This window comes from Phycisphaera sp. (assembly GCA_025916675.1).
Classification (GTDB): Bacteria; Planctomycetota; Phycisphaerae; order Phycisphaerales; family UBA1924; genus JAHCJI01.
This window is the reverse complement of record CP098402.1, coordinates 707,842-734,725: the sequence shown is the minus strand read 5'-3', so window position 1 is coordinate 734,725 and position 26,884 is coordinate 707,842. Positions and strand designations below refer to the sequence as shown.

Genomic DNA, 26,884 nt, shown 5'->3' with positions numbered 1-26,884 from the left:
GACATGGGACAACCCTATAGCCAATTAGCCAGAATTATGATATTCTAGGGGCATCAGCACCATTCCGGTGTATCTGAAAGGGGAATCTCGATGCAACGCACAACATCGCTCACCGCGTTCTCGATGTCGCTCGCGCTGGCCTCGGCCGCCTTCGGCCAGTTCACCGGCAGCACGGCTCCCCCCGGCACGGTGTTCGCCTCGGCCACCAAGGTCGCCCGGCAGAACCCGATCGTGGCGACGGCTGTCGGGACGGTGACAGTGGTGTGGGACCCGGCCAGCGGCGTGGCGTTGGTCGCCCCGCCCGCCCCCGGTTTCGCCACGGCGACGCCTGAGGCGCTGGCGGCCGATGGCTTCTCGCTCATCGGCACGATGGTTACCACAACGGGCTCACGCTCACCGTTCTTCTGGACGCCGACCGGAGGCACGCTCGACCTAACCGGCTTCCTTGCACCGGCGGCGACACAACTCCGACTGACCGACGTCTCGGTGCCCGGCGGCGGCTCGGCCGGCGTCGTCATCGGCGATCTCATCGTGCCCACGCCGATGGGCCCGCAGCGGCAGGCGTTCTCGCTGGCCATCGGCGCACCACCGGTGCCGATCGGCGATCTGCCTGGGAGTGTTGACAGTTCGACCGCTGTTGCGATCAGCGCCTCGGGCCAGTTCACCGCGTGCACCGGGAACTCCGTGCTCGGTGGCGAAGCGTTCGTCCACGATGCAATAACGGGCGCGCTCACACCAGTTGGCGCACTGGCCACCGGTGCACAGTTTTACTCGGAAGCATGGGATATCAGCTCCGATGGCTCTGCCGTTGTCGGGTTCAGCCTGAACGCCGCGGGCTTTCCCACGGCTTATCGATGGACGGCCGCGACCGGTATCGTGTCGCTCGGCACGCTCCCCGGCGGCACGCTTTCGATCGCGACGGCTTCCAATACGGACGGCTCGATCATTGTTGGGTTCGGCGATGACGCCCTGGGCCTCACGCGAGCGTGGATATGGACGCAACGCTGCGGCACCATGCGTGACTTGCAAACCGAGCTGATCACGGTGTACGGCCAAGCCAACGCTGCAGGGTGGACTCTGGCCATTGCAGATGGCATGAGCGACACCGGCTTTGTTGCCGGAAGCGGACTTGATCCCGCTGGCAACACCCAGATCTGGACGAGCCAGATCTCGCGCTGCTGGGCCGACTTCAACGGCGATGGCATGCTCACGCCCGCCGACACCACCGCGTTCAATGCGGCGTTCCTGGCGGGGTCGCTGCGGGCGGATTGTGATTGTGATGGCGTGCTGACGCTCTTCGATTTTGGTTGCTTCAACGCCCAATTCGCCGCGGGGTGTCCTTAGGCAGGCAATACAACTTCAGCCTTGCAATCGTTCTCGCAACTCCTCGAACCCAGGCTTGCCCATCAACGCGAACGTCGCCTTCTTGCCCAGCTCGACGGCGGGCTGGTCGTAGGCGTCCACGCCCAGCATGAGCCCCGCGTAGGCGGTGGCGACCTGCCAGAGCATCATGAACTGGCCGACGGTGTGGGGGGTGACCTGCGGGAACTTGATGGTCAGGTTCGGGCGGCGGCTCTCGGTGAGGGCGAACTCGGTGGCTTTCTTCTCGGCGCTGAGGAGTTTTGCGAGGCTCGAGCCTTCAAGATACGCCAGGGCGTCCTCGCCCAGGCCGGTGGGGATCGGGGCGTCGTGGGCGAACTTCTCGACCTCGAGGAAGATGATGACCTTGTCATTGGGGCCCTCACGATACAACTGCACCTGGCTGTGCTGGTCGGTCGCGCCGAGCGCCTTCACGGGCGTGAAGCCGGCGTGGGTGCCGCCCCCGTCTCCGGACGGCACGATCTTGCCCAGGCTCTCGGCCCAGAGTTGCCGCCACCAGTCGGCCATGAGGTAGAGCTGGTTGGCGTAGGGCATCATGACGTGGACGGTCTTGCCCTGCCGCTGGCCGAGCTCGACCAGCACGGTCGCGAGCGTGGCAGCGGGGTTGGCGTGCAGGTCCGGATTGCGGCAACTCTGCTCCATCTCTGCCGCGCCGTCGAGCAGGGCGTCGGTATCGATGCCGCACAGCGCGCAGGTGACAAGGCCGACCGGGCTGAGCGCGCTGAAGCGCCCCCCCACCCCTTCGGGCACGGGCAGCGTCTCGTAGCCCGCCGCATCGCACAGGCGGCGCATGGTGCCGCTCTCGGGGTCGGTCACGGCGATGAGCCGGTCGGCATGGCCATCGCCGCGGGCCTTCTGGAGCATGTCGCGGATGATCAGGAACTGCGCCGCCGTCTCAGCCGTCTCACCGCTCTTGCTGATGACGACCACGAGCGTGCGGTCGAACTTGGGATCTTCGTTGGTGATAAACGCCAGCGTCTGGTGGAACAGCACCGGGTCGGCGTTGTCGAGCACGAACAACCTCGGGTGCTTCCGCTCCCTGTTGGGCGTGAGGTTGTGGGTCAACGGGTTGAGAGCGCTCTGGAGCGCGATGTTGCCCAGGGCGCTACCGCCGATGCCCAGGACGACGACGTTGTCGAGCTTGCCCTCGTACTTCTTCGCGATCGCCTTCACGGCTTTGGCGTAATCTTCACGCATCGGCCCTTCGGCCAGCAGCCGCCATCGCTCCCAACCCGTGCCGCGGGACGCTTCGAGCCGCCCGGTCAACGCGACAGCCACCCGAGCGGCGGGCCCATCTGGGGCCAGCACGTCCGGGTCGAGGCCGTGGCCGTTGACGGCGGTGTTCAGGCACCGCGTGGTATCAAGAGAGATGGCAGTCGGCATGGCCGAGGGTACACCCGGCGACGCCGCTTGACCTGCCTAGCAGCCCTCGCCGAAGGCGTTCTGGTAGGCGAGGAAGTCGAATATGGTCAGGTCGCCATCACCGTCGAGGTCGGCGGCCAGGTCGCCCGCATCGAACAGGTTCTGGAACTCGAGGAAGTCGAAGATGGTCAGGACGCCATCTCCATCCAGTTCGGCCACGCACTCGACGCTGACGAGCTCGATGCTGTACGTGCCCAAGGCGGGTGTGCCCGTGAAAGGGAACACGTCCGAAATGTTCGCGATGGGCTCGGCCGGGTTGGTGTCGAAGTTGGGCGAGGTGTAGCTGACGCCCGAGTCGGTGCCCGAGTCGTAGGGCCACAGCTCGAACTCGATTGTCTGGATCCAACCGTCGTCGTCACGCAGCGAGAGGCTTTGCGTGCCCACGAACCAATCGGGGCTCGGAGCGATCATGCTGACAAGGCTCAGCAACGGATAGTCACTGGAAGTCTCGAACGTGAGGGCCACGCGGCCCGGCGACAAGCCAATGCCACCGCCCGACAGCGTGGCACCGATGAACCCGTCGTCTTCCATCGCGCCGATCTCGCTCAAGAGCACGGACTTGGAGCCAGTTTCGGCCATCCGCTCGATGCCCGTGCTGGCCAGTTCGCCCGATTGCCACAGTGTGGCTCCATCGCTATGGGTCGCGCCCACCAGACCCGAGAAGTGGGGGCTGGGGGGGAAGGCCGTGGGATGGGTCGCCGCCGACCAAGTTGCGTCGAAGGTCACGCGGTAGGTTGCTGTCGATTGGGCTTGGGCAACCGCCGGTACTGCGGCCAGGGCAAACAGGCAGGTGAGTGTTCGGATTTGGCGACTGGTCATGGCATCTCCTCCACGCGGGTTCTTCTTGATAGCGACTCGACACATGGGTCGGCGTGGCGGGCCATTCCTTGCAGCCGCCCCAATATTCAATACGCTAGATTGTCAGCCCGCGATTCGCGCGACAACCTTGAGTTCCACGGCTATCGGGGCATTCCCGCCCTGGGGCAGCCGGCTGACCTCGATTGTTGTTCGGCACGGGTTCGGTTTTCCCTCGCCCGCAAAGGTAGCCCTCCAGAGCATGTTGAAGGCGGCAAAGTCGCGCTGCAAGTCGGTCAGGTACACCTGAACATCGACGATATCCTCGAACCGCGCCCCGCCGGCCTCGACCACGGCCCGGATATTGGCGAAGCAGGCCAGGCATTGGGCCTCGAAGTCGTAGTCGATGAGCTCCCCAGAGTCGTTGAGTGTGACGCCGGGTACGGTGTTCTCGCCCGGGGCGCGCGGGCCCACGCCCGAGCAGAACAGCAAGTCACCCACGCGACGGGCGTGGGGGTACGCGCCGACGGGCTTGGGCGCGGCATCGGTCGAGATCTGGTCGGACATGCTTACTCGCTCGTGTTGATGGTGACGCTCTTGGGCTCGGTGAAGAAACGCATCGCTTCCCAGCCGCCCTCGCGGCCGACGCCCGATTGTTTGACTCCGCCGAAGGGCGTGCGCAGGTCGCGGAGCATCCAGCAGTTGACCCAGACGATTCCGGCCTCGAGCGCGGCGCTGGCGCGATGGGCGCAGGCGAGGTTCTGTGTCCACACGCTGGCGGCCAGGCCGTAGGGCGTTCCGTTGGCCAGTTCGATCGCCTCGGCCTCGGTCTCGAACTTCTGCACGGTGCAAACCGGGCCGAAGACCTCTTCCTGGATGATGGCGCAATTCTGGCTGGCGTTCTCGATGACGGTCGGCAGGTAGTACGCGCCGTTCTTGACGCGATCGGGCAAGCTCTCGGGCCTCGCGCCGCCTGCCAGGATGCGCGCGCCCTCCCCCACCGCCCGCTCGACATAACCGGCGACCTTGTCGCGGTGGTCGTGGCTCACCAGCGAACCAAACCGCGTGGCATCGTCCTGCGGATCGCCAGGCGTGAGCGCCTTCGCGCCGTCAACAAGTCGCCCAACGACCCGGTCGTACACGCCCGATTGCACCAGCACGCGCGAGCCGCAGAGACAGATCTGCCCCTGGTTGCTGAACGCGGCGCGGACGGCGGTCTCGCTGGCCTTCTCGATGTCCGCATCGTCGAACACGATGAACGGGTTCTTGCCTCCGAGTTCGAGTGAGCAGGGCTTGAGCGATTCGCCGCACGCCTTGCCGATCCAGCGGCCGACCTTGGTCGAGCCCGTGAACGTCACGGCGGCGATGCCCGGGTGTGTGACGATGGAAGCGCCCGCCGGCTCGCCGTAGCCATGCACGATGTTCAGCACGCCGGGCGGCAGCACTCTCGCCGCTCGCTCGCCGAGCATGCTCGCCGTAGTAGGCGTCAGCTCGCTGGGCTTGGCCACCACCGTGCATCCTGCCGCGAGGGCCGGGGCGATCTTCCACGTGAGCAGGTACAGCGGCAGGTTCCACGGGCTGATCGCACCGATCACGCCCTTTGGCCGCCGCAGCGTGTAGCCGAGCATCCGGCCCGGCACGTCGTGGCTCTCGCTGGCAAACTGGCTGGCCGCCGCTGCAAAGAACCTGAGGTTGCGTACCGAGCGGGCGATGTCGACTTCCTCGGCTATCGAGATCGGTTTCCCGCTGTCCCGGCTCTCCGCGTGCGCGAACAATTCGGAGTCGTCCTCGATTGCGGTTGCCAGCCCATGCAGGATGTCCCCCCGAGTCTCGCCCGACAGCGTTGCCCAGCCACGCACTGCGCTGGCCGCCACCACCGCCGCGTCCACGTCCGCCTTGGTCGAGGCCGGGATCGTGCCGATGGTGTCGCCGGTCGCCGGGTCGACGTTCTCGATCGTCGCGCCGGCGGCGGCGGGCTTGGGCTCGCCGCCGATCCAGTTGGCAAGTTGGGTCGCGTTGGTCGTGATCGTGCTGCTCACGGGGCACTGTAGATCGCCAAAGGAGACGGGGTTTTTGGGCCCATCGGTCCTACACTGGCCCATGCCCCACACGACCACAGCCCAGCATTCCGTGCATGACTCGGCCGTCGACCTCATCCGCTCGCAGGATCCCGACGTCGCCGCCATCCTCGACGCCGAGGGCGAGCGGCAGGCGACAACTATTGAGCTGATCGCCAGCGAGAACCACGCCAGCCCGGCCGTCATGGCCGCCGCGGGCACGTGCATGACCAACAAGTACGCCGAGGGATATCCGAGCGCCCGCTACTACGGCGGCTGCATCCACCACGACGCCATCGAGCAGCTCGCCATCGACCGGGCCAAGCAGCTCTTCGGGTGCGAGTACGCCAACGTGCAACCGCACTCGGGCGCGCAGGCCAACGCCGCCGCCTTCCTGGCGCTGCTCCAGCCCGGCGACACGTTCGCCTCGCTCAACCTGGCCGACGGCGGGCATCTCAGCCACGGGCTGAAGGTCAACATGAGCGGCAAGTGGTTCAAGCCGGTGCATTACTCGCTGCACTACGACGAGAGCCACCCCGACTTCGAGCGGATCGACTACGACTCGGTCGCCGCGGTGTGCCGCGAGCACAAGCCAAAGATCCTGATGTGCGGCTTCTCGGCCTACCCGCGGATGATCGACTTCGCCAGGTTCCGCGCCATCGCCGACGAGGTGGGCGCCATCCTCTTCGCCGACATCGCGCATATTGCTGGGCTCGTTGCCGCGGGCGCGGTGCCCAGCCCCTTCCCGCACGCGCACGTGGTCACGACGACCACGCACAAGACCCTGCGCGGCCCGCGCGGCGGGCTCATCATGACCAATGACGAGGACCTGTCCAAGAAGCTCAACCGCGCCGTCTTCCCCGGCATGCAGGGCGGCCCGCTCATGCACGTCATCACCGCCAAGGCCATCGCGTTCGGCGAGGCGCTGCAGCCCGAGTTCAAGACATACACCAGGAACGTCATCGCCAACGCCCAGGCCCTCGCCGGCGCGCTCGCGAGCAAGAACTACCGCATCACCAGCGGCGGCACCGACAACCACCTCATGCTCGTCGACCTGCGCACCAAGAGCGCCGACCTGACTGGCCTGGACGCCGAGCACTGGCTCGAGCAGGCCGGCATCATCTGCAACAAGAACGGCATCCCCCAGGACTCGCGCCCGCCCAAGACCACGAGCGGGATTCGCCTGGGCGCCGCCGCCGTCACCACGCGCGGGTTTGGTGAGGGTGAGATGAAGCAGGTCGCCGAGATGATCGACCGCGTGCTTTCGGCGGGGCTGAAGGGTGAGTTGGAGGGGGAGGCGGGGAATGTGCGCGAAGAAGTGCGGGCGTTGTGTGGGCGGTTTGCGTTGCCGGGGCATGGGTGAAGTGACAGGGAGAGCCCGCTAATATCAGGTATGCGTGAGAAGAACTTCAAGAGTTTGCTGCAGCAGCATGCCCAGCAGCAATTCGGCGTCACTCCCCACTACCACATTATTGATGAGCAGGGTCCCGATCACGCCAAGAGCTTCAAGGTTGCCGCGGAGTTTGCCGGACACCTCTATCCTGCGCAATGGGGTCAGTCCAAGGAGCGGGCGGAACAACATGCTGCGCACGAGGCTTTGCGCGAGCTCGGGCTCGAACCTTTGAATGAAGTTCCAACCGGAGACGAGATTTACAAGCTGTCTCTACTCGCGCGAGTCGCTTTCGCAGCACGTTGCGCTCGACGAGTGCAGCCGCTCTTTGAGGCAACATGGCGCAAGGCGACTCGTAAACAAGTAGATTCAGTCATTGAAGCCATCCGATTCGCTGAGCGATTTGCTGCACACCCAACGCGCTATGGCGATACTGATTTCATACAGCTAAGTAGCGCCGCACATGGAACCGCATTGCAGAATGCTAGAGATGTTTCCGCTGGTGGAACCGATGTCGCTCCAGCAGAAGCAGCGGCATATGCGGCAGCTGCGGCTGCGGCTGCGAATGCTGCTGATGATGACCAAGCCGCAGTCGCGGTTATCCGTGCGGTCGCGTACGCTGCTCGAGGTGTTGGCGACGCCACCGCTGCCATCCGCCATGACTACGACCTCCTCCTCCGCACCAGCCAAGCCGAGCACTGGACCGACGACACCCCCGTTCCCCCCGAGTTCTTCGGCCCGATGTGGCCCGAAGGCGCGCCCGAGGGTTGGTCAATAGAAGAAGCCACAGCCCCCGCGCCGCCATCTTTGAAGATCGAGATCCAGACGCCGCCGGGCATGGACGAGCAAGCGTCCAAGGAATTCAACCAACGCGTCGCCCGCCTGTTCGCCGAGATGAGCGCCCTGCACGTGGCGATGGGCGGCAACGGGCTGCGCATCCTTGACGACGCCTCGGCCGCGCCCGTTCTCGACGAGGACGAGTTGCCCATCGGCGTGGGCGATCCCGGTTGCGTGGAAGCCGGGGGTGGGCGATGAGCGAGCACCTACCGAGCGACGGCGAGTTCAACGAGTTCCTGCTGGGGCCCAAGGACAACGACGACGGATCGACGCCGAGCGATCCGGATGAGATCCGCCGGCTGAAAGCGATCGCCTACCACGCCCAGAAGCGGATGCGGGAACTCGGACTCGACGGCGAGCCCGCCGAGCACCCGCCCGAGCCGACGGTGCCGACGACCCGAGCGCGAGACATCCGAGAGATCGCCGACAAGGCGATGTCCGACGCCGACGACCGCGTACGCACACGCATCGAGCACATCAAGATCAAGTCGCCCGATGGCTGGCAGGTCAGTCGCTTATCCGTCCATGCTGGCGCACTCGACGATCTCACCGCGGCGGTGAAGGACCTCGCCGGCTCCGCCGTCGGCACGCTGGTCGCCAGCATTCGGGGGACGGCCAAGGTGTGCATCCGCTTTGGCGGCTGGTTCAAGGCCGACGCGACCGCCACGGCAGGGCAGCCGGCCGACGAGGGCGCGGCGGCGGACGAGACCGCGGGCCAGTAGAGCGGTCCATTCGCGAAAGCCAGGTCACCGTGCTGTCGCTGGCACGCGTGCTCACGCACGCGGCTCGGACGGGGGGACGCCCGCGCCGCGCCGGTCGTGCCGGGGGGCCTCCAACTCGTGAGCGCGAGCCTCGGCCTCATGAGCGCGAGCGGTAAACCCATGAGCGGGGGGTGGACACTCTTGTGCGCGGGCCTCCAACTCAGGAGCGCGGGGCTCGGGCTCAGGATCGGGGGTCTCCAACTCATGATCGCGGGACGAGAACTCATGAGTGCGAGACTCCAGTTCATGAGTTTGTGTCTCCTGTACTCGTGTGATCGGACCCGGAACGGGGCCCCAAACCGCCCTGGGAGCGTACCAGCGGGGTTTCTGGCCCGGGCCGAGACGGGTCCGAAAAACGCCGACGAAAAATCTTGGATCCCATTGAAGTCGTCCTCTGATCCTCCCGAAGTTCTTTTCGGACCGGCCCGGGGATATCGGGCCGGGCGGGCGACGCCGCCCGCGAATACAAGGCGGATCCCGCGTTCAAAGGAAGAACCGGGGCCCCACAAGAAACGGGTCGCGGGCCGTGGGGAATCGGGCGCGGTGGCCTTGGAGTGCAACGCAATGCACACCGCTTCTGCTTTCGGAACGCCGGCGACCACCGCACGCGCCGGCTCCACCCTCTCGCATCCCGACGCGGCCGCGGACCGCGCCGAATATAAGAACGGGGGTGCGTCATGAGCACCATCCCACGAACCAACGACGCCGCCCTGGACTGGTGCGACGAGCACGCCACCCTGTGGTCGGCCGACCCCGCCGCCGTGGGGCTCGACGCCACCGAAGTGGCGAACATGGCCGCATTGGTCCAGCAGGCCCAGGACCGCAAGTCGTCCTTCGACGCGGCCCGGACGGCCTGGCTCGGCGCTTCGGAAGCCTACTCCAGCGGCATCGAGTCGATGCTCGACGACGCCTCGGTGCTGGTGGCCAAGGTCCGCGCCTTCGCGCGCGGCTCGGCCGAGCCGGCGCTCGTCTACCAGGCCGCGGGCATCCCGGCCCCGGCCGATCGCGCGCCGCGGCCGGCCCCCGGCACGCCCACCGATTTCAGGGTCGAGCTGCTCCAGGACGGGGCCATCACCCTGGGCTTCAAGTGCCCCAACCCGCCCCGCACCGGCGAGGCCATCTACCGCGTCGAGCGGCGGCTTGGCGCCGGGCAGGGCGAGCCGTTCCTGTTCGTCGTCAACGCCAAGGAGCGCCGCTTCACCGACTCGGGCATCCCCGAGGGCACCGGCGTGGCGACCTACCGCATCACCGCCGAGACGGCCACCAAGAACGGGGCCCCCGCCCTGTTCGCCGTGCGTTTCGGCGCGGGCAACCAGGCGACGATCATCGCCATGCCCGGGGACGGCCAGGCGGGCCAGGCGGCCTAGCGGGCGGGCCCGTTCGTTCACAACTCACACACCATGCGGGCCCCGGGGCCCGCTTTCTCGTGCGCGTGCGCGGGCACGGGTGCGTGTGTGGTGCTTTCGGGCGTGCGTGCACGTTCGACGCCGGCTGCCCCTGAGGTTTTCGGGCCTCGTGGGCTAGTCTGGCAAGCGAACTTGGCGAGCATGGGTGGGCTTGGGAGGCTTGGGCTTGGGGTGCGGTGGCCACCAGGTCATCCGCGTCGGCCAATAAAACCTTGCGAAAACCGTCACTTTCCTGTACACTGGCGAGCCAGGCCGAGCCCGCCAGGGCCGGCGTGCGCCTGCCCCACACAGAGGTGAGAACCATCATGCAACAGACAGCCCGCCCCCTGATCGTTCTGGCCGCTGTGGCCCTGCCGACTCTCGCCGCAATCTCCGCCTCCGCCCAGACGCTCAATGAGGACTCCAAGCTCACCGCATCCGATGCCGAAGACGGGGACCAGTTCGGCCGATCCGTGGCCATCAGCGGCACAACCGTGATCGCTGGGGCATCGCTCGACGAAGACGGGGGCCCGGGCGCGGGATCCGCGTACATCCTGGACCTCACGACCGGCGAGGAACTGTTCAAGCTCACCTCGTCCGACGCGCAGGCGTTCGACTCGTTCGGCAACTCCGTGGCCATCTCCGGCACCACCGCCATCGTCGGGGCATACGAGAGCGACGACGCGGGCTCCCGCTCGGGCTCTGCCTACCTCTTCGACGCGGCAACCGGCCAGGAGCTGTTCAAGCTCACCGCGTCCGACGCCGCCGCCCTGGACCAGTTCGGTTTCTCCGTGGACATCTCGGGCACCCTCGCCATCGTCGGGGCGGCTGGCGTCGCCAGCTCGACCGGCTCGGCCTACATCTTCGACACGACCACCGGCCAGCAGCTCTTCGAGCTGACCGCGAGGGATGCCGCGGCGGACGACTTCTTCGGCGCCTCGGTGGCCATCTCCGGCCCCGTCGCAATCGTCGGGGCCTATCGCAACGACGACGCGGGCTCGCAGTCCGGCTCTGCCTACCTCTTTAACGCAACGACCGGCCAGCAGTTCTTCAAGCTCACCGCGTCCGACGCCGCGCCGTTCGATTCCTTCGGTATCTCCGTGGCCATCTCCGGCACCACCGCCGTCATTGGGGCATTCCGAGATGGCGAGGGGGGCTCCCAATCCGGCTCTGCCTACATCTTCGATACGACGACCGGCCAGGAGCTCTTCAAGCTCACCGCGTCCGACGCCGACAGGGAAGACTGGTTCGGCTCCTCCGTCGCCATCTCCGGCACCACCGCCATCGTTGGGTCTTTTCAGGACGACGACTCGGGCCTCAGCAGCGGCTCGGCCTACATCTTCGACACGACCACGGGCGAGCAGTTGTTTAAGCTCACCGCGTCCGACGCCGAGGAGTTCGACTTCTTAGGCAGCTCCGTGGCCATCTCCGACAGCTCGGCCATCGCCGGGACGTGGGGCGACGACGACGCGGGCACCGAATCCGGTTCGGCCTATGTCTTTGACCTGATCGCCTGCCAGGCCGACCTCGACGGCGACGGCGAGCTCACGATCTTCGACTTCCTGGCGTTCCAGAACCTCTTCGACACGGGCGACCTTGCCGCCGACTTCGACAGCGACGGCGCGCTGACCATCTTCGACTTCCTCGCCTTCCAGAACGCCTTCGACGCCGGCTGCCCCTAGCAGCGCGCCGAACAGCCCGCAACCAAACACCATCGGCCACCAGCGGCCGCATACCGGCCACCACGAGCCTGTCAAAACCCTGCTACACGCCCTGGGTGCCCGTGTGCAAGCCGCGCGCCCGGTCACGCACCGGCATGCGCCTCGCTATGCCCTATCGACAAGGAGAACACACGATGCGATACCGGACGCCACAACTGATGATCGCCTGCGGCCTGGCACTCGCCCTGCCAACCGCGGCTGACGCGCAGGACATCGACTACGACTGGCTCACCATCGTCGACACCGGCACCCACCTGGCCAGCGGGCTCGCCGACGCCGACCTCGACCCGGTCGCCGGGCGGGTCTACCTCGTGGGCACCAACGGCCCGTCCTTCAACACCGACCTCGTCGCCGCGGCCATCGACGCCGACGGCAGCGTGCTCTGGGTCGAGCAGTACAACGGGCCGGGGGACTGGCACGATCAGGGCCGCTCCATTACCGTCGCGCCCACCGGCCAGGTCTTCGCCAGCGGCAACACGCCCGCCGCCAGCAAGCACGCCCAGGCCCTCGTGCTCGAGTTCGATCCCTCCTCCGGCTCGATCCTCAACGACACCATCTACCACAGCCGCCCCGGCATTGCCGAGGGTGCCTACGAACTCGTCGCCGGGGCCGACGGTTCGGTCATCTTCGGCGGCGGGACCAACGGCGACGGCGCCGACTCGCTGCTGGTGGGGCTGAACCCCGATGGCACCACCAACTGGGTCACGACCTACGACGGCCCCGCCCACTCGCCGTACTCGAGCGACCACGTCGACCAGGTGCACCTCGAGGGCGACGGCTCGCTGATCGTGCGGCACTACGGCGTCATGAGCGACCTCCAGCCCGACTACGTGCTCGCGAAGTACGACGCGTCCAATGGCGACCTTATCTGGCTCAACAACTACGGCACCCGCGGCGGCGAGTACGCCACCGAGTTCGTCGTCGACGACGACGGCGACATCTACATCACCGGCGTGGGCATCGACCTCACCAACAAGTTCTTCACCGTCAAGGTCGACGGCCGGACCGGTGGCGAGATCTGGCGTGCCTACGACAGCCACGGCATCCGCGATAGCGCCCGCCATATCGTCCTCGATGGCCGGGGCGGCGTCTACCTCGCTGGCACGGCCGACCTCGACGGCAATCGCAGCAACTTCAACGACGTCATCTATGCCGTCAAGCGCGATGCCGGCAGCGGCGCGTTCCTCTGGGACTTTGACTACGGCGCCACCTGCCGCGGCTGCTCCGACGCCCCGAGCGACCTCGTCATCGACACCGCCGGCAACCTACTCATGCTTGGTGCCACCAACTCCCCGCCCTACAGCCGCCACACCATCCTCTTCCACCTGGATAAGGACTCCGGCTTCGAGCTCGAACGCCGCGTCTCCCAGGAGGTCCCCGCCGGCACCGTGCATCTCGACAACGCCGACAACTTCTACGTCACCAGCTACCTCTCCGACGCCACCACGGGCCAGACCGGCATGGGCGCCTGGAAGATGCCCGCCTTCGGCGGCACCCGCTGCCGCGCCGATTTCGACGGTGATGGTGCCCTCACCATCTTCGACTTCCTCGCCTTCCAGACAGCCTTCGACGCCGGCGACCCCGCGGCCGACTTCGACGGCGATGGCAGCCTGACCATCTTCGACTTCCTGGCGTTCCAAACCGAGTTCGACGCCGGCTGTCCGTAAATCCCAAGACAACCACGAGAACAGGAACAGAGAAATGCGACTCCTCCCCATCACGCTCGCCCTCGCCCTAGCCCCCCTCGCGAGCGCCCAGGACTGGATCAAGCAGGCCCCAAGCCCCACCGGCAGGGACCTCTACGCCGCGGCCTTCATCGATCCTGATCTCGGCTTCATCTGCGGGGTCAATCGGAACCTGATGCGCACGCGCGACGGCGGCGAGACCTGGGAGACCATCTTCTCCGGCGTCTTCACCACCGGCCCCTTCTACAACGTCCACTTCCACGACGACCAGAACGGCTGGGTCATCGGCAACAACAACGGTGCCTACCGAACCACCGATGCCGGCGAATCCTGGCAGCAGATGACCGACATCGAAGGCGGCTCCTGGCGAGAGGTCGTTTCGTTCAGCCCGACCAGCCTCGTTATCGGTGCCAACGGCGCCCTCTCCGCATCCACCGACGGCGGCCTCACCTGGGAGGTCCGCAGCGGCTACCCCGACTGTCCGGTCGTCTATGGCATGGACTTCCAGAGCGAAACCGTCGGCCTCGTCAGCGGAGACCAGGTCGGCCCCGGTGCCGGAGACCTGGGCATCTACCGCACAACCGACGGCGGACGCACCTGGACCAAGGTTCTGGACAAGACTAGCAACGACGTGATCTTCATGGACGGCGACCGCGTGATCGCCCAGGTCTTCAGCGAGCTCGCCGGCGAGAACGTCAGCACCATCTGGTACTCCGACGATGCTGGCATCACCTGGTTCGAGACCGGCGTCTTCTTCGGCGAGGAAGCCCCCGACGTCGACATGGAACGCGTCAACGCGACCACCGTCGCCGCCATCTCCAGCCAGGGGGCCATCTGGATGTCCAACGATGGCGGCTTCCGGTGGACCAAACGGCAGGGCGCCGTCGGGACATTGCCCTACTCCTGGCAGCTCCACTTCGCCGACGACCTCCACGGCTACGCCGCCGGGCCGCGCGGCATCCTCCTGGCCACAACCGACGGCGGACGCAACTGGGACATGATCCAAAACGGCGGCGGCTTCACCGTCACCGACCTCGACATGTTCGACGACGACTTCGGCATGGCCGCCGGCGGCAACTACGTCATGCGCACCGAAGACGGCGGAGACTCCTGGGACCTCCAGCGCCTCGTCCTCGAGGGCCCGATCTTCGGCCGCGACGAGAACGTGGCCGCCGTTGACTTCGTCTCGCGCGACGTCATTGTCGCCGCCGGCGCGGGCGGCGTCGTCTTCCAGAGCTTCGACGGTGGGCAATTCTGGTCGCAGATCGGTGCCCCGAGCCTTCCCCCCCTGTTCGACATCGAAGACATCGATTTCGTCTCGGAATTTGAGGGCTGGGTCATCGGAGACTTCGGCCTCTACCACACCGTCGACGGATTCAACTGGACACGCGCCCTCGACTTCTTCGGCATCCGCGTCCAGTTCATCGACGAAGACAACGGCTGGATGCAGATGCCCGGCGGACGCCAGTTCCGCACCGTCAACGGCGGCGACACCTGGGAAGACCGTTTGCTCCCCAACCACCCGCGATTCGGCTCGGCCTCGGTCGAAGACGTGCACTTCCTCGACGAGAACCACGGCTGGGTCGTCGGCTGGTGGGGCTATGCCATCAAGAGCGCCGACGGCGGCCAGTCGTGGGAGTTCATGGACCTCGGCCTGCCCACCCAGACCATCCTCCAGGGCGTCAAGGTCGTCTCACCCGAAGAGATCTGGATCACCGCCTACGACCGCGACCTCAGCCGCAACTACGTCATGCACTCCACCGACGGCGGCCGCACATGGACCGAAGAAACCGTCGATCAGGGCGAGTTCACCTCCACCACCGAGATCGAGATCTCACCAGACGGCGGCGTCTGGACCGCGGGCTTCCAGGGCGAGATCTACCACAAGGCCGGCATCACCTGCCGCGTCGACATCGACGCAGACGGCGTGCTCACCATCTTCGACTTCCTCGCCTTCCAGACCGGCTTTGATGCCGGCGATCTCTCGCTCGACTTTGACGGCGACGGTGCCCTCACCATCTTCGACTTCCTGGCCTTCCAGACGGAGTTCGACGCCGGTTGCGAGTAGGCCAATTCCGGCTAGGGCCGGTTGCCAGAGGCGGAGCAACGAAACAAGCCAGATTCTCATAGCACGCATGGGCCATTTTCGGGTATGCTGAGCCGATGCCCGCCGGAATACACCCCTACCCGGGTGGTGTTAGCAGGGCTATCCGTAAACCAAACCCAAGACCGAGGAGCCCGCCGATGCCCCGCCCTTCCACCGTCGCCCGCCTCACGTGCCTGCTCTCGGCTGCCGGCTGTGCCACCAGCGCCGCCGCCCAGACGACCTACCGCATCGTCGACCTCACCGACGCCACGCGCGGCCCGCTGGGCCTGTTCATCGTCGACGCGACGGCCGTCAACGAAGCCGGCGTGGTCGTGGGCCACGGCTTCGAGCCGGTCGAAGGCAAGCCCGTCGCGCTCCGCTGGACAAGCGAGGGCTCGGTGGTCGAGGTGCTGCCGCTACTTCGTACCAACGACAACGCGAGCGAGGCGTGGGCCATCGACGCCGACGGCCGAGCGCTGGGCACGTCGGACAGCATCCGTTTCGAGGGCGGGCCCGGGCCGATCCGCATCTTCCAGGATCCCGTGGCCGTGCGGTGGGACGACGGCGGGCCGGTGGCGATCGAGAGCCTGCTGTCGAGCCCGCCGCCATACATGCTCTCCGCCGTGCGCGGCCTGAACACCGCGGGCCAGCTCGTCGGCTGGGGGCGCGAGGACCGAGTTGGTGGCGGCCTGGAATTCCGCGGCTGGCTGCTCGACACCGACAACACGCTGATCGACCTGGGCGTGCTCAACCGCCCGCGCGCCATCAACGACGCCGGCCTGATCGTCGGCTACGACAGCACGGGCCAGGACAAGGCCTACGTGTGGGACGATGGCGACCTCACCAACCTGCACGACAATCCCGACCTGACCGGCGTCACCAGCCGCGCCTTCGACGTGAACAACGCCGGCGACATCGTGGGCGAGGCCCAATTCGACATCTCGCAGCCCGAATACGCCACGCTCTGGCGCGACTCGGGCCGTGGCTACGAGCCGATCCACGTCCTCGATGGCCTGGGCTTTAGCCGGCCGCAGGGCGTGGCGCGAGCGATCAACGAAGACGGCACGATCGTCGGCTGGTGGAGCGACCTGGACACGCCACCGTTCGACGGCATCGACGCGTTCATCATGCCCGACGGCGTGGACGGCGAATTCTTCCCGCTCATGGACCTGGTGCCCGATGCCGACGCGCTCGGCTGGGAGAAGCTGCAGCGCGCCGACAACATCAACGAGAACGGCTGGATCGTCGGCACCGGCGTCCGCGACGGCGTCCTGGGCCACGCATTCCTGCTCATCCCCATCGGCTGCGACGCCGACCTCGACGGTGACGGCCAGCTCACCATCTTCGACTTCCTTGCGTTCCAGAACCTCTTCGACGATGGCGACCTCGCGGCCGACTTCGATGGCGATGGCGCGCTGACGATCTTCGATTTCCTGGCATTCCAGAACGAGTTCGACGCCGGCTGCGAGTAAGGTGCCTTACTCGGGCCGACGCGGCGGGCTTCTCACCCTCAGCCCGAATGCGGCGGTCTTAAGCACCCAGACAGCACCAAACTGCTACGGATCTGCCGGCTCGACGGCATCTATCTCGTGCTCCAGCACGTCCGGAATCACCCGAACCTGTGTCGTGAAGACCAGCGGCAGATCCTGACCCTCGACCTCGTACCGATGCTCGACAAAGAACGCCGTATACCCGCTCTCGGGCTTCTCGACGCGAATGCGGTACCGCCCATCTTCCCCGGCTTCCAGCGTGATCATCTGGAACGGCTTACCGATGACTTCCTGGCGAAAGTCTCGCGCGTCTGGGTTCGTCCCCTGCCACAACACCAACCGCCGGAGCCGGACACGCTCGTCTTCGACGTTGACTGTGAGGAGCCACTCGACCGCTTCGTCACTCTCCCGGACGACTTCAACATCAAGCCCGGGCATCACAACTTGGTTGAGAAACGAGTCATAAAACCCGATCGCCGAGAAGATCGCGTCGGCGTTGCGATCCACCGCGTGATCCCAGTTCGGAACAACGCGCAGGCGCGTGAGGCCCGGCAGATCATCAAGGTAGTACTTCGTCGTATCGGGCAGGAAGTACTGATCGCCCGAGACGTTCAGCAGGAACTTGGGCATGTCGAGCCGGTCTCGGAAGAGGTACGGATCGACAATCCGCCGCAGCTTCATGCCCTCGGGCGTGTCGAGTTCCTGCATCAGGTTCCGCCCGGCGTAGTCCCCGATTGCCGGCGCGAAGAAGCCGTACGCACCGAAGTGGTGCCGCATCGTCGCCGGCAGGTTCAGCACGTCGATGACCATGGGGATGATCGCGCGCACGCGGCCGTCGACCGCCGCGGTCAGCCACGTGGTCCAGCCTCGCTTGCTGCCACCCGAAACGACAAACCCACCAATCTCATGCCCACCGCCCGCTTCGGTCCTGGCGAACGCCTGCACGGCGTCCATCGCAGCCACCGCCGACTCGACCATCGCCTGGTGGATCACCCAGCCGTCATCCCCGGTGCGTCTGGCGAGCATCCAACTCTCGGCCAGCAGGTCGTCTTCGTACCGGCCTTCACCGAGGGTGCCATCCCCGTCGGGCAGCGCAAGCGGCTGGTTGGGCACATTGGGCACCGCCACGACGATCGTTCCCGTGGCCTGCGCAATCATCCATAACTCGCGCTGCAAACGGGCCGGCGGGCCATCCTGCCGGCGTCCGCCGCCGATCAAAAGCAGCGCCGTATCGTGTTCCACCTCGTCGGGCACGACCACCTGCATCATGTGCGTCCACAGCGGGTGGCTCGTCTCGCCCCCACCGCCGGGCAAGCCCCGCCACTTCTGGCTTGTCAGGTCGATCGCGAACCCCGTCATCCCGTCGCGTGCGTCGTATTGCTTCACCACGGTCCACGAGAACGCGTCATCACGCTCGGCCGTGTATCGGTCGAGGGACGAACCGCCGCGTTTGATGACGCTGGCCGGCTGGGCCCGAGCGGGCGTGATGCCGGCAACGAGTACACCAACGACGACAGCAAACTGCACACATGTTGAGCTCATCATGCCCGATCGTACACCCACTCGTTCGCAACGGAACGCAACCGCCCTACTCGCATCCCGCGTCGAACTCGTTCTGGAAGGCCAGGAAGTCGAAGATCGTCAGTTCACCATCACCGTCGAAGTCCGCGGCCAGGTCGCCCGCATCGAAGAGGTTCTGGTAGGCCAGGAAGTCAAAGATGGTCAGCACGCCATCCCCGTCCAGATCGGCCCGGCAACCCTCGCCCAGATCGACGCGGACGTTGTCCATGATGATCCAGGCCTCGTTGAACACCCCACCACGCAGGATCACGTGACGCACCGGCCGGTCAAACTCCCAGCCGTTCCACGCCCAGCGACCGCAACGCCCGCCGAGGTCGATCTCGTCCTCGCCAACCAGCGTGCCGCTCGCATCGTAGAACTCGGCCATTGGTGCCGGCCGGTCGGCATCGAACACGTTCGTGCCCATGTACCCCCCGAACCTCACGATGCCCTCGTCAAAATCGTACCGCCCCGCCTCGCTGCTCGACCCGGCCGACCGTGCCCCCGCGAACGGGAACAACTCGCAACACTCCAGGACGCAGATGAAGCCCCAGTAGTCGTCAACAACCATGCGGCCATCGGGGCCGGCGCCTAGGTCGGCCGTGTCTTCCAGCACGCGCCGGGTCTCACCCGTGCCGAAACTACCAGTGGGGAAGCCTTCGAACGTCTCGTTGCGTTCGCCATCGAAGGGACCGATGGGCGTCACCTGCGCATGGGCGTGGCCACAGGTGGCTGCCAAGACCAGAAGAGATACCGTCGTGCAAGCATTGATCATCAGCGATGCCCTCCTGTAGAACGGCATATGCCCGCTCAGACCCCAACGTGACGAAGAAAATACTCGATGATCTCGGATAGGTTGTGCGGGCCGCCCATACCACTAAAACACAAGTTCATATGGTGACGCCCAAGCCCACCCATGTTTGGATCATTCAAGACTTCGCACTCAAACCAGTCATGCTCATCACGGTAGATTTTCCGCGGCTCAATTGACTTAGGATCGATGCTTGTGCCTTCGAGACTGACCTTCACCCACCAGCCCGGGTTGTCAAGGGTATCGATCTTCACGCCACATGAATGCTCCCACTCCTCGTCACAGTTGGAATAATACCAGCGCATGAGCTTTGAGAGGATTGGTATCTCTTCATGCATATCAGGCATGGTTAGGCTTCTTCCTTTTTGAAGATCAACAGATAATTGAACCCCCGGAGAAAGAAGTTCTCCTTCGCCGCGGCCATGTGCCGGTTGCCCTGGCGCAGCTTCGAGTTGCGCCGCACCACGCACACGATGTCGATCGGCCGGAATTTCTCTCGCAGCATCGCGAACAGCTCGAAGCCGATGGGCATGAAGATGCCGCCGGCCTGACCCTTCTGCTTGCGCCACGAGTCGCTGACGTACACCGCCAGGTACCGCCGGTCGTTCAAGACTCGATAGCATTCGTCGAACACCCCCGCCATCGCCTCGTAGTACGCCGCCTCGCTCGAATCGAGCTTGCCGATGCAATCCGGATGGTTGCTGTAGTCGATGTGCGTCGAGTAGGGCGGGTCGAGGAACACGAAGTCCGCCGACGCGTCCCCAACCGGCAGCTCGCGCGCGTCGCTCTGCTTGATGTCGGGCCGGCTCGGAGCCAGGTCGTACCCCACGCCCACGCGGTTCGTGTCCGAGCACACGTCCAGGGTCGTCCCGCCGCCGCACATGGGGTCGAGCACGGTATCGCCCTCACGCGTGTAGCGCGTGAGCAACTGCCAGATCACCCAGCTCGGCGTGCCGCCGGTGTAGGTCTTGTCGCCCTGCACCGTCTTCGCGCCGTCGTAGTGCTGGCTGGGGTAGGCCCACAGCGTCGTGGTCATCTCGCGCATGGGCGGGCGCCTGCCGGGGCGGACCTTCGGATCGCCGGCGACGTCCTGCCACCTTGGCGGGCCCGCCTTCGCTCGGGCCGGCCCGGCCTTGTCTCGCTCTGGCCCCTTGCCTGTCATTCGCTCTTGCTCTGGGCGATCAATTCGAGCAGCTTCTTCTCCGTCTCGTCCAGGCTCAGATCACTGCGCGCCCCCGCCGCACGGATGTGCCCGCCCCCGCCGAACGCGCCGGCGATCTTCGCCACGTCGGGCCCATCGATCTTGCTGCGCATGCTGATCTTCACGCGTTGCTTGCCATCGCCCTCGGGCGGCAGCTCCACCAGCACGATCGCCACGCTCACGGCCCGCACACTCAGCGCCGGGTCGGCGAAGCCGCTGGTCATGCCCACACTCGCGCCGATGCTCGAGATGTCCTCGGCGGACACCTTCACCACCGCCACGCCCCCCACACCAACAACATTCTCGTGCAAGCTCAGCGAGCCGAGCGCCTTGGACATCAGCTTGAGGCGTTGGATCGGGTCGCTCAGCATCGTCATCTTCACAAGCCTCGGATGCTGGGCCCCGGCCTGCACCAAGTCGGCCGCCAGCCGCAACACGTGCGGCGTCACGCTCGGGTGGCGGAACCACCCCGTGTCGGTGCCCAGCCCCAGCATCAGCGGCTCGGCGATGTCCAGGGGCAGGTTCGCGGGGCTCTCCATCCCGAGCAGCAGCGTGCACACCTCGGCGGCAATCTCGCACGCCGCCGCCGCGTCGCTATCGACCACGCGCCGCTCGGCCACGTCGGGCGACCCGCTCCGGTGGTGGTCGAGCACGGCAACCACGTCGGCCTTGCCCGCGATCCAGGGCTTGTACGGCTCGAGCTGGCTCCACGCGCCGGTGTCGCACACCAGCACCTTGTCGAACGCCGGCGGCGGATCGCCCGCGTCGAGATGCACCCATTCGGTCTCGCCCAGAATGTCGCCCATCCATGGCGGCAACTCGCCCGCGTACGCCAGGGACGTTTCAACACCAGCCAGCTTCGCCGCCCGGGCGATCGCCAGCGTGCTGCCTACCGCGTCGCCATCGGGCCGCGCGTGCGTGATGAGCAGCAATCGTCCCGCGCCCTGGATCCACTCGACCAACTCGCCCGGGCTCACGGTCGATTCGTACACGGCTGTCTCCGTCGCGTTGGTCATGCGTTCATTTCCTCGCGGCTCCACGCGGGTGCCGTCGTGCTCAAAACCTCGATCGCCCGCGCCACGTCGCGCGAGAGCTGGGTGGTCAGCGCCCCAACGCCACCAAACCGGACCTGGTCGCGCAGCCGCGACACGAACGCCAGCCGCAATGACCAGCCATACTCGGGCATGCCACCATCGGGCGTGAACCCGATCAGGTGCGCTTCGACCCGCCGCTCGACACCATCGAAGGTCGGTCGCTCGCCCACGTTCACCGCCGCGGGGATCGTGCGCCCGTCTTCCAGTGTCGCAACGCACGCGTACACGCCGTCGCCGAGCGGCATCGTCTCGTATTCCAGATTCGCCGTCGGGAAGCCAATGGTCCGCCCGCGCTGATCGCCCTTTGCCACTAGGCCCGCCATCTCGTACGCCCGCCCCAGCACACGCCCGGCATCGGCCACCCGCCCGCGCTCCAGCAGCCACCGCACCCGGCTGCTGCTGGCCGCAACGACGCTCTGATCGCACAGGTCGACCTCAACCGGCCCGACGACCTCCACCGAGAAGCCGCGGTCGCGCCCGAGCCGTCCCAGCGTCGAGACATCCCCGGCCCGTTTGGCCCCAAACCGGAAGTCCGGGCCTTCAACCACCCCGATGGGATCCAGCGGGACCAGCACCTCGTCGACGAACCGCTCGGGCGTCAACCCCAGCAGCTCCGGAGATGGTTCGAGCCGCATCACCTCGTCGGCCCCGGCCTCCAGCAGCAGGTCCGCCCGCTGCTCGAACGTCGTCAGCCGCGGCGGCTCGCTCCCGGGGGCCAGCACCGCCCGCGGCGAGGGATCGAACGCCATCACCAGCACATTCACACCGCCTTCGCGGGCGTCGGCCAGCTCGCGCGCCCGCTTGACAAGCGCTCGGTGACCCACATGCACACCATCGAATACCCCAATCGTGATCACGGCTAGGGCATTCGGGTCGGGTTCGGTCTGTTCGTGGGCACTTGGCACAAGGCGATGCTATGGCCCCGGCAGAGCGCCCAACGGCCCGAGCAGTCCAATCCCGTGCGCCGATCCGCGACTAGGTACAATCTCAATGGCCCGCCGAGACGCTCGTGCCCGTGGCCAACCCGCACGCCCGTTCTCCGCGAGGAATCGATCTTCCATGGCCATCTTCAGCCGCAAGCAAAGCCGCCCCACCCCGCCGGTTACCAGCCCCAACCTCGCCGCCCGGCCCATGGGCGCACAGGGTTACGCCACGCCAGAGAACGGCGTCGCCGGCGACCCGATCAACCCGGCCATTGCCACCATCGGGCGAGACATGCTCGGGCGTGCTCGCAAGCACAAGGCCGGGCTCTTGAGCAAGTCGTTCTATTCCGACAAGCTCATGGACTGGTCGATGCGTGACCACGGCTTCAAGGTCGAGATGTTCCGCTTCGTGGACACCTTCCCCGTGCTGACCACGCCGGAGATGGTGCACGAGCACCTGATCGATTACCTCGACCAGGACCACGTCACCATGCCAGCCGGCATGGACCTGGGGCTGAAGGCCGGCAGCCTGGCCAAGGGCCTGATGACCAAGACGATCTCGGGCCAGATCGAGGGCATGGGCAAGAAGTTCATCGCCGGCACCGACGCCAGGAGCGCCCTGCCCGGCCTGAAGAAGCTCTGGGAGAACGGCATCGCCTTTAGCGTGGACCTCCTCGGCGAGGCCTGCGTGAGCGACGAGGAGGCCGACGCGTACAGGGCCAAGTACCTCGACCTCATCGAGAACCTACCCGAGGACGTGTCGGGCTGGAAGAAGAACGACCGCCTGGAGCGTGACCACCTGGGCGGCATCCCGCGCACCAACGTCTCGATCAAGATCAGCAGCCTGAGCGCCAAGGCCGACCCCATCGACACCGAAGGGGCCATCCAGGACCTGATGACCCGCCTGGTGCCCATCCTCGAATCCGCCCGCGATCGCGGCGTCTTCGTCAACTTCGACATGGAGCACTTTGCTCTGAAGGACCTGACCCTCGAGCTGTTCTTCCGCTGCTGCGAAGCCGTCGACTTCCAGGCGGGCCTTGCGATGCAGGCGTACCTCAAGAGCGGCGTGGCCGACGCGCAGCGCGTCAGCGAGTGGGCCCAGCGCACCGGCCGCATCGTGACGGTCCGCCTCGTGAAGGGTGCTTACTGGGACAGCGAGACCATCCACGCCGAGCAGGAGGGCTGGCCGTGCCCGGTCTGGAACGCCAAGTGGCAGACCGACCAGTGCTTCGAGGACATGTGCAAGGTGTTCCTGGACCACTGCCCGGTGGCGCCCGAAGCCAGCGGCATGGGCCCGACGCACCTGGACAGCGGCTCGGGCGGCGTGAAGCTAGCGCTGGGCAGCCACAACGTCCGCTCGATCGCCGCCGCGCTCGCGTATGCCGACAGCAAGGGCCTGCCCCGCGCTGCCACCGAGCTGCAGATGCTCCACGGCATGGCCGACCAGCTCAAACACGCCGCCAGCGACATGGGCCTGCGCATCCGCGAGTACGTGCCCGTGGGCGAGATGATCCCCGGCATGGCCTACCTCGTCCGCCGCCTGCTCGAGAACACCAGCAACGAGAGCTGGCTCAAGGCCGGCTTCCTCGACGAGGCCGACGAGAAGGTGCTGCTGGCCCGCCCCGCCCCCCGCGCGGGCGACCCCACCGCCATCGACGACCTCTACAAGATGGCCGCCGAGCGCCACCACCTGAGCAACGCCGACCCATTGGTCGGCGACGGCAAGGCCTTCACCACCGCGCAACTGCACGACTTCTCCCGCAAGAACGTCCGCGACCGCTTCGCCAGGGCCGTGCAAGTTGCCAGTGTGCCCAGCGTCGCCAACGACCACACGCCCGAGCAAGCGAGTGACATGGTGCGCCAGGCCGAGGCCGCCTTCCCTGCTTGGCGCGACGCCGACCCGCGCAAGCGCGCCGCCGTCCTCACCCGCGCGGCCCAAACCATGCGCGAGCGTCGCGACGAACTCTCGGGCATCATCATCAAAGAAAACGGCAAGGACTGGCGCAACGCCGACGGCGACGTGGCCGAGGCCATCGACTTCTGCGAGTACTACGCCCGTCAGGCCGTCTCGCTCTTCGACCGCCACCGCCTGGGCCGCTTCATCGGCGAGCTCGACGAGACTTGGTACCAGCCCCGCGGCGTCGCCGTGGTCATCAGCCCGTGGAACTTCCCCCTGGCCATCGCCTGCGGCATGACCACCGCCGCGCTGGTCACGGGAAACACGGTGATCCTCAAGCCCGCCGAGCAGACACCCGCGATCGCGAGCATCCTGTTTGATATTCTGTACGGCGCCCTTTGCGAAGAAGTCGGACTGAAGCTCGGTTCAGAAGTTCTGCACTTCTGCCCCGCTCCGGGCGAGACCACCGGCGCCGCCCTCGTCCGCGACCCGCGCGTGGCCATCCTCTGCTTCACCGGCAGCAAGGCCGTGGGGCTCGACATCATCAAGGCAGCCGGCGTCACACCCGAGGAGCAGCAGCACGTCAAGAAGGTCGTCTGCGAGATGGGCGGCAAGAACGCCATCATCGTCGATAGCAGCGCCGACCTCGACGAGGCCGTGCTCGGCGTGCGCCTGAGCGCCTTCGGCTTCCAGGGCCAGAAGTGCAGCGCCGCCAGCCGCTGCATCGTCGTCGATCCGCAAGGACCCCAGGGCGAGCACACCCAGACCTTCATCCGCCGCCTCGTCGCCAGCACCGCCTCGCTGATCATCGGCGACCCAACCAAGCCCGGCACCGACGTGGGCCCGGTCATCGACGACGAAGCCGCGACCAACATCCGCCGCCATATCGACACGGCCAAGCAGGAAGGCCTGAAGCTCGAACTGGCGATGCAAGCCCCCGACGGTCTCGAGCAGTCGGTCGGCAAGCCCTACGTCGGCCCCCACATCTTCAGCGGCGTCACGCCCGACAACGCCCTCGCCCGCCAGGAGGTCTTCGGCCCCGTGCTCGCCATCATGCACGCGAGCAGCTACGACGAGGCGCTGAAGATTGCCAACAACCACCCCTACAAGCTCACCGGCGGCGTCTTCACCCGCAAGCCAACGCACATCGAGAAGGCCAAGCAAGACTTCCGCGTGGGCAACCTCTATATCAACCGCGGCACCACCGGCGCCCTCGTCGCCCGCCAGCCCTTCGGCGGCTTCGGCATGTCGGGCGTGGGCAGCAAGGCCGGCGGGGCCGACTACCTGCTCCAGTTCGTCGAGCCCCGCGCAAGCTGCGAGAACACCATGCGCCGCGGCTTCGCGCCCGAGCTCTAAATCAACCGCCACCCAACGAGCCCCTCGCGCGAGCGATGGGAATGGACGCCCAAACAAAACGAGCCCCTTGCTCGCGCGAGGGGCTCGTTGATTCCGAATTGTTCCGCCGGATCAATACACCCGGCCGCGGGTCTCTTGCGCCTCGATCTCGGGGATGTCGATGATCGTCGGTTCGATCTCGATCACGCGATCGTGGCTCGGAAGCCGCTGGCCACCGATGCTGGCCTTGGCGCGATCCTCGTAGCTCAGGCCCTTCTCGCCCGAGGCCAGGCTCTGGAGCTTCTGCTCCTGCTGGGCCCGGAGCTGCGCCAGGCGATCCTTCACCTGATCGATGCTGTGGGCCTTGTACGGGCCGAGCTCGTCGAGGGTCTGCTGGCGGGCTTCCATCATGTCGATCATCCGCTCGTTGCGGGCGATCGCGTCGATCTGCTGGTTGAGCCTCCACAGCTCGCTCTGGAACTGCGCCTTCTCGCCCTCGAGCTTCACGAGCAAGTCGCTTAGACGCTCGCGTTGCTGGTCGAGCAAGTCGATGTCGCCGGCGATCGAGTGGGACTCGGCGAGGTACGCGTCACGCGTCTTGACGATCTGGACTTTCTTGGCTTCGGCGTCGCTCAGGTCCATCTTCGAGCCGTTGAAGCTCACGCGGATGATCACGCCGTGGCCGGCCTCGGCCCGAACGTCCTGGGCCTTGGCGAAGATGCCGTCGATGGCTGCCAGGTCGGCCTCGGCCAGCTCGACCACGCGGTCTGCCACGGCGAGCTCACGCTCGTACTCGGCGGTCTGCGCGTCGAGGGTTGCCAGATCCTGGCGGACGCGGGCGATCCGCTCGGGGTACTGGGCCTCGAGCTTGCGGAGCTGGGCCCGCATCTTCACCGGGTCGTCGATGTTGCGATCGATGGTCTCGTTCACGGTATCACGGGCCTGGCTGAGGGCCGCCCCGACACGCTCGGGGCCGGCCACGGCGATCAGGCCGCCGCCCACGAGGGTCCCGATGACGCCGACGCGAATGATGGTCTTGACGAATGGCATGTGC

21 protein-coding genes are annotated in these 26,884 nt (G+C 66.5%); 10 read left to right on the top strand and 11 right to left on the bottom strand.

The genetic code is table 11. The annotated features are described in order from the left end of the window. Positions 1-90: 90 nt before the first annotated feature. Positions 91-1,344: a hypothetical protein gene (locus tag NCW75_03225; GenBank protein ID UYV13304.1), complete on the top strand. Its 1,254-nt coding sequence runs from the start codon at positions 91-93 to the stop codon at positions 1,342-1,344. A gap of 15 nt (positions 1,345-1,359) precedes the next feature. On the opposite strand, the gene NCW75_03220 is transcribed toward NCW75_03225, so the two are convergent. The 4 genes from NCW75_03220 to NCW75_03205 all read right to left on the bottom strand — a co-directional run bounded on the left by NCW75_03220 (position 1,360) and on the right by NCW75_03205 (position 5,636). Then, complete coding sequence (locus NCW75_03220; GenBank protein ID UYV13303.1) at positions 1,360-2,763, bottom strand: hypothetical protein; 1,404 nt, start codon at positions 2,761-2,763, stop codon at positions 1,360-1,362. Between the two features lie 36 nt (positions 2,764-2,799). Further along, positions 2,800-3,621 (bottom strand): spondin domain-containing protein, encoded by an 822-nt coding sequence (locus tag NCW75_03215; protein ID UYV13302.1) that lies wholly within the window; start codon positions 3,619-3,621, stop codon positions 2,800-2,802. A gap of 102 nt (positions 3,622-3,723) precedes the next feature. Continuing rightward, positions 3,724-4,164 carry a RidA family protein gene (locus NCW75_03210; GenBank protein ID UYV13301.1) on the bottom strand — a complete coding sequence of 147 codons (441 nt, stop codon included), beginning with the start codon at positions 4,162-4,164 and terminating at the stop codon, positions 3,724-3,726. A gap of 2 nt (positions 4,165-4,166) precedes the next feature. Further along, on the bottom strand, positions 4,167-5,636 hold the full coding sequence (locus NCW75_03205) for an aldehyde dehydrogenase (GenBank protein UYV13300.1): 1,470 nt from the start codon (positions 5,634-5,636) through the stop codon (positions 4,167-4,169). Between the two features lie 61 nt (positions 5,637-5,697). Between NCW75_03205 and NCW75_03200 the strand changes: the two genes are divergently transcribed. From NCW75_03200 to NCW75_03165, 8 genes are all read left to right on the top strand, one after another. Then, positions 5,698-7,017, top strand: a complete 1,320-nt coding sequence (locus NCW75_03200; GenBank protein ID UYV13299.1) for a serine hydroxymethyltransferase — start codon at positions 5,698-5,700, stop codon at positions 7,015-7,017. A 30-nt stretch (positions 7,018-7,047) separates the two neighbouring features. Next, positions 7,048-8,079: a putative dsRNA-binding protein gene (locus NCW75_03195; GenBank protein UYV13298.1), complete on the top strand. Its 1,032-nt coding sequence runs from the start codon at positions 7,048-7,050 to the stop codon at positions 8,077-8,079. Further along, positions 8,076-8,603 carry a hypothetical protein gene (locus tag NCW75_03190; GenBank protein UYV13297.1) on the top strand — a complete coding sequence of 176 codons (528 nt, stop codon included), beginning with the start codon at positions 8,076-8,078 and terminating at the stop codon, positions 8,601-8,603. Before NCW75_03195 ends, NCW75_03190 begins: the two co-directional genes overlap by 4 nt. A 716-nt stretch (positions 8,604-9,319) precedes the next feature. Continuing rightward, a complete protein-coding gene (locus NCW75_03185; protein ID UYV13296.1) occupies positions 9,320-10,009 on the top strand; it encodes a fibronectin type III domain-containing protein in 690 nt (229 codons plus the stop codon). A 344-nt stretch (positions 10,010-10,353) separates the two neighbouring features. After that, a complete protein-coding gene (locus NCW75_03180) occupies positions 10,354-11,709 on the top strand; it encodes a hypothetical protein (GenBank protein UYV13295.1) in 1,356 nt (451 codons plus the stop codon). 173 nt (positions 11,710-11,882) lie between these two features. Beyond that, the gene (locus NCW75_03175) at positions 11,883-13,415 is read left to right on the top strand and encodes a hypothetical protein (GenBank protein UYV13294.1); all 1,533 of its coding nucleotides are present in this window, start codon (positions 11,883-11,885) and stop codon (positions 13,413-13,415) included. A 34-nt stretch (positions 13,416-13,449) separates the two neighbouring features. Then, positions 13,450-15,501 (top strand): YCF48-related protein, encoded by a 2,052-nt coding sequence (locus tag NCW75_03170; protein UYV13293.1) that lies wholly within the window; start codon positions 13,450-13,452, stop codon positions 15,499-15,501. 176 nt (positions 15,502-15,677) lie between these two features. Next, positions 15,678-16,991 carry a hypothetical protein gene (locus NCW75_03165; GenBank protein UYV13292.1) on the top strand — a complete coding sequence of 438 codons (1,314 nt, stop codon included), beginning with the start codon at positions 15,678-15,680 and terminating at the stop codon, positions 16,989-16,991. 84 nt (positions 16,992-17,075) lie between these two features. Here the strand turns inward: NCW75_03165 and NCW75_03160 are convergent, their stop codons facing one another. From NCW75_03160 to ribF, 6 genes are all read right to left on the bottom strand, one after another. Continuing rightward, on the bottom strand, positions 17,076-18,554 hold the full coding sequence (locus NCW75_03160; GenBank protein ID UYV13291.1) for a PhoPQ-activated pathogenicity-related family protein: 1,479 nt from the start codon (positions 18,552-18,554) through the stop codon (positions 17,076-17,078). 43 nt (positions 18,555-18,597) lie between these two features. Continuing rightward, positions 18,598-19,308 (bottom strand): hypothetical protein, encoded by a 711-nt coding sequence (locus NCW75_03155; GenBank protein UYV13290.1) that lies wholly within the window; start codon positions 19,306-19,308, stop codon positions 18,598-18,600. 71 nt (positions 19,309-19,379) lie between these two features. Then, positions 19,380-19,727: an immunity 53 family protein gene (locus NCW75_03150; protein ID UYV13289.1), complete on the bottom strand. Its 348-nt coding sequence runs from the start codon at positions 19,725-19,727 to the stop codon at positions 19,380-19,382. Positions 19,728-19,729: 2 nt separating this feature from the next. Further along, the gene (locus NCW75_03145; GenBank protein UYV13288.1) at positions 19,730-20,425 is read right to left on the bottom strand and encodes a hypothetical protein; all 696 of its coding nucleotides are present in this window, start codon (positions 20,423-20,425) and stop codon (positions 19,730-19,732) included. Between the two features lie 113 nt (positions 20,426-20,538). Next, entirely contained in the window at positions 20,539-21,597 is a 1,059-nt protein-coding gene (locus NCW75_03140) for a DHH family phosphoesterase (GenBank protein ID UYV13287.1), read from the bottom strand. Further along, the gene (gene ribF / locus NCW75_03135) at positions 21,594-22,580 is read right to left on the bottom strand and encodes a riboflavin biosynthesis protein RibF (GenBank protein UYV13286.1); all 987 of its coding nucleotides are present in this window, start codon (positions 22,578-22,580) and stop codon (positions 21,594-21,596) included. The genes NCW75_03140 and ribF overlap by 4 nt, the downstream gene beginning before the upstream one ends. Positions 22,581-22,734: 154 nt before the next feature. Between ribF and NCW75_03130 the strand changes: the two genes are divergently transcribed. Next, complete coding sequence (locus NCW75_03130; protein ID UYV13285.1) at positions 22,735-25,851, top strand: proline dehydrogenase family protein; 3,117 nt, start codon at positions 22,735-22,737, stop codon at positions 25,849-25,851. A gap of 111 nt (positions 25,852-25,962) precedes the next feature. On the opposite strand, the gene NCW75_03125 is transcribed toward NCW75_03130, so the two are convergent. Then, on the bottom strand, positions 25,963-26,880 hold the full coding sequence (locus NCW75_03125) for a hypothetical protein (GenBank protein ID UYV13284.1): 918 nt from the start codon (positions 26,878-26,880) through the stop codon (positions 25,963-25,965). Between the last annotated feature and the right edge of the window lie 4 nt (positions 26,881-26,884).

Excerpts from the sequence above, each read along its gene's own strand:
- NCW75_03225 (UYV13304.1), top strand. The coding sequence starts at position 91 with ATGCAACGCACAACATCGCTCACCGCGTTCTCGATGTCGCTCGCGCTG.
- NCW75_03220 (UYV13303.1), bottom strand. The coding sequence starts at position 2,763 with ATGCCGACTGCCATCTCTCTTGATACCACGCGGTGCCTGAACACCGCC.
- NCW75_03215 (UYV13302.1), bottom strand. The coding sequence starts at position 3,621 with ATGACCAGTCGCCAAATCCGAACACTCACCTGCCTGTTTGCCCTGGCC.
- NCW75_03210 (UYV13301.1), bottom strand. The coding sequence starts at position 4,164 with ATGTCCGACCAGATCTCGACCGATGCCGCGCCCAAGCCCGTCGGCGCG.
- NCW75_03200 (UYV13299.1), top strand. The coding sequence starts at position 5,698 with ATGCCCCACACGACCACAGCCCAGCATTCCGTGCATGACTCGGCCGTC.
- NCW75_03195 (UYV13298.1), top strand. The coding sequence starts at position 7,048 with ATGCGTGAGAAGAACTTCAAGAGTTTGCTGCAGCAGCATGCCCAGCAG.
- NCW75_03190 (UYV13297.1), top strand. The coding sequence starts at position 8,076 with ATGAGCGAGCACCTACCGAGCGACGGCGAGTTCAACGAGTTCCTGCTG.
- NCW75_03185 (UYV13296.1), top strand. The coding sequence starts at position 9,320 with ATGAGCACCATCCCACGAACCAACGACGCCGCCCTGGACTGGTGCGAC.
- NCW75_03180 (UYV13295.1), top strand. The coding sequence starts at position 10,354 with ATGCAACAGACAGCCCGCCCCCTGATCGTTCTGGCCGCTGTGGCCCTG.
- NCW75_03175 (UYV13294.1), top strand. The coding sequence starts at position 11,883 with ATGCGATACCGGACGCCACAACTGATGATCGCCTGCGGCCTGGCACTC.
- NCW75_03170 (UYV13293.1), top strand. The coding sequence starts at position 13,450 with ATGCGACTCCTCCCCATCACGCTCGCCCTCGCCCTAGCCCCCCTCGCG.
- NCW75_03165 (UYV13292.1), top strand. The coding sequence starts at position 15,678 with ATGCCCCGCCCTTCCACCGTCGCCCGCCTCACGTGCCTGCTCTCGGCT.
- NCW75_03160 (UYV13291.1), bottom strand. The coding sequence starts at position 18,554 with ATGATGAGCTCAACATGTGTGCAGTTTGCTGTCGTCGTTGGTGTACTC.
- NCW75_03150 (UYV13289.1), bottom strand. The coding sequence starts at position 19,727 with ATGCCTGATATGCATGAAGAGATACCAATCCTCTCAAAGCTCATGCGC.
- NCW75_03145 (UYV13288.1), bottom strand. The coding sequence starts at position 20,425 with ATGCGCGAGATGACCACGACGCTGTGGGCCTACCCCAGCCAGCACTAC.
- NCW75_03140 (UYV13287.1), bottom strand. The coding sequence starts at position 21,597 with ATGACCAACGCGACGGAGACAGCCGTGTACGAATCGACCGTGAGCCCG.
- NCW75_03130 (UYV13285.1), top strand. The coding sequence starts at position 22,735 with ATGGCCATCTTCAGCCGCAAGCAAAGCCGCCCCACCCCGCCGGTTACC.
- NCW75_03125 (UYV13284.1), bottom strand. The coding sequence starts at position 26,880 with ATGCCATTCGTCAAGACCATCATTCGCGTCGGCGTCATCGGGACCCTC.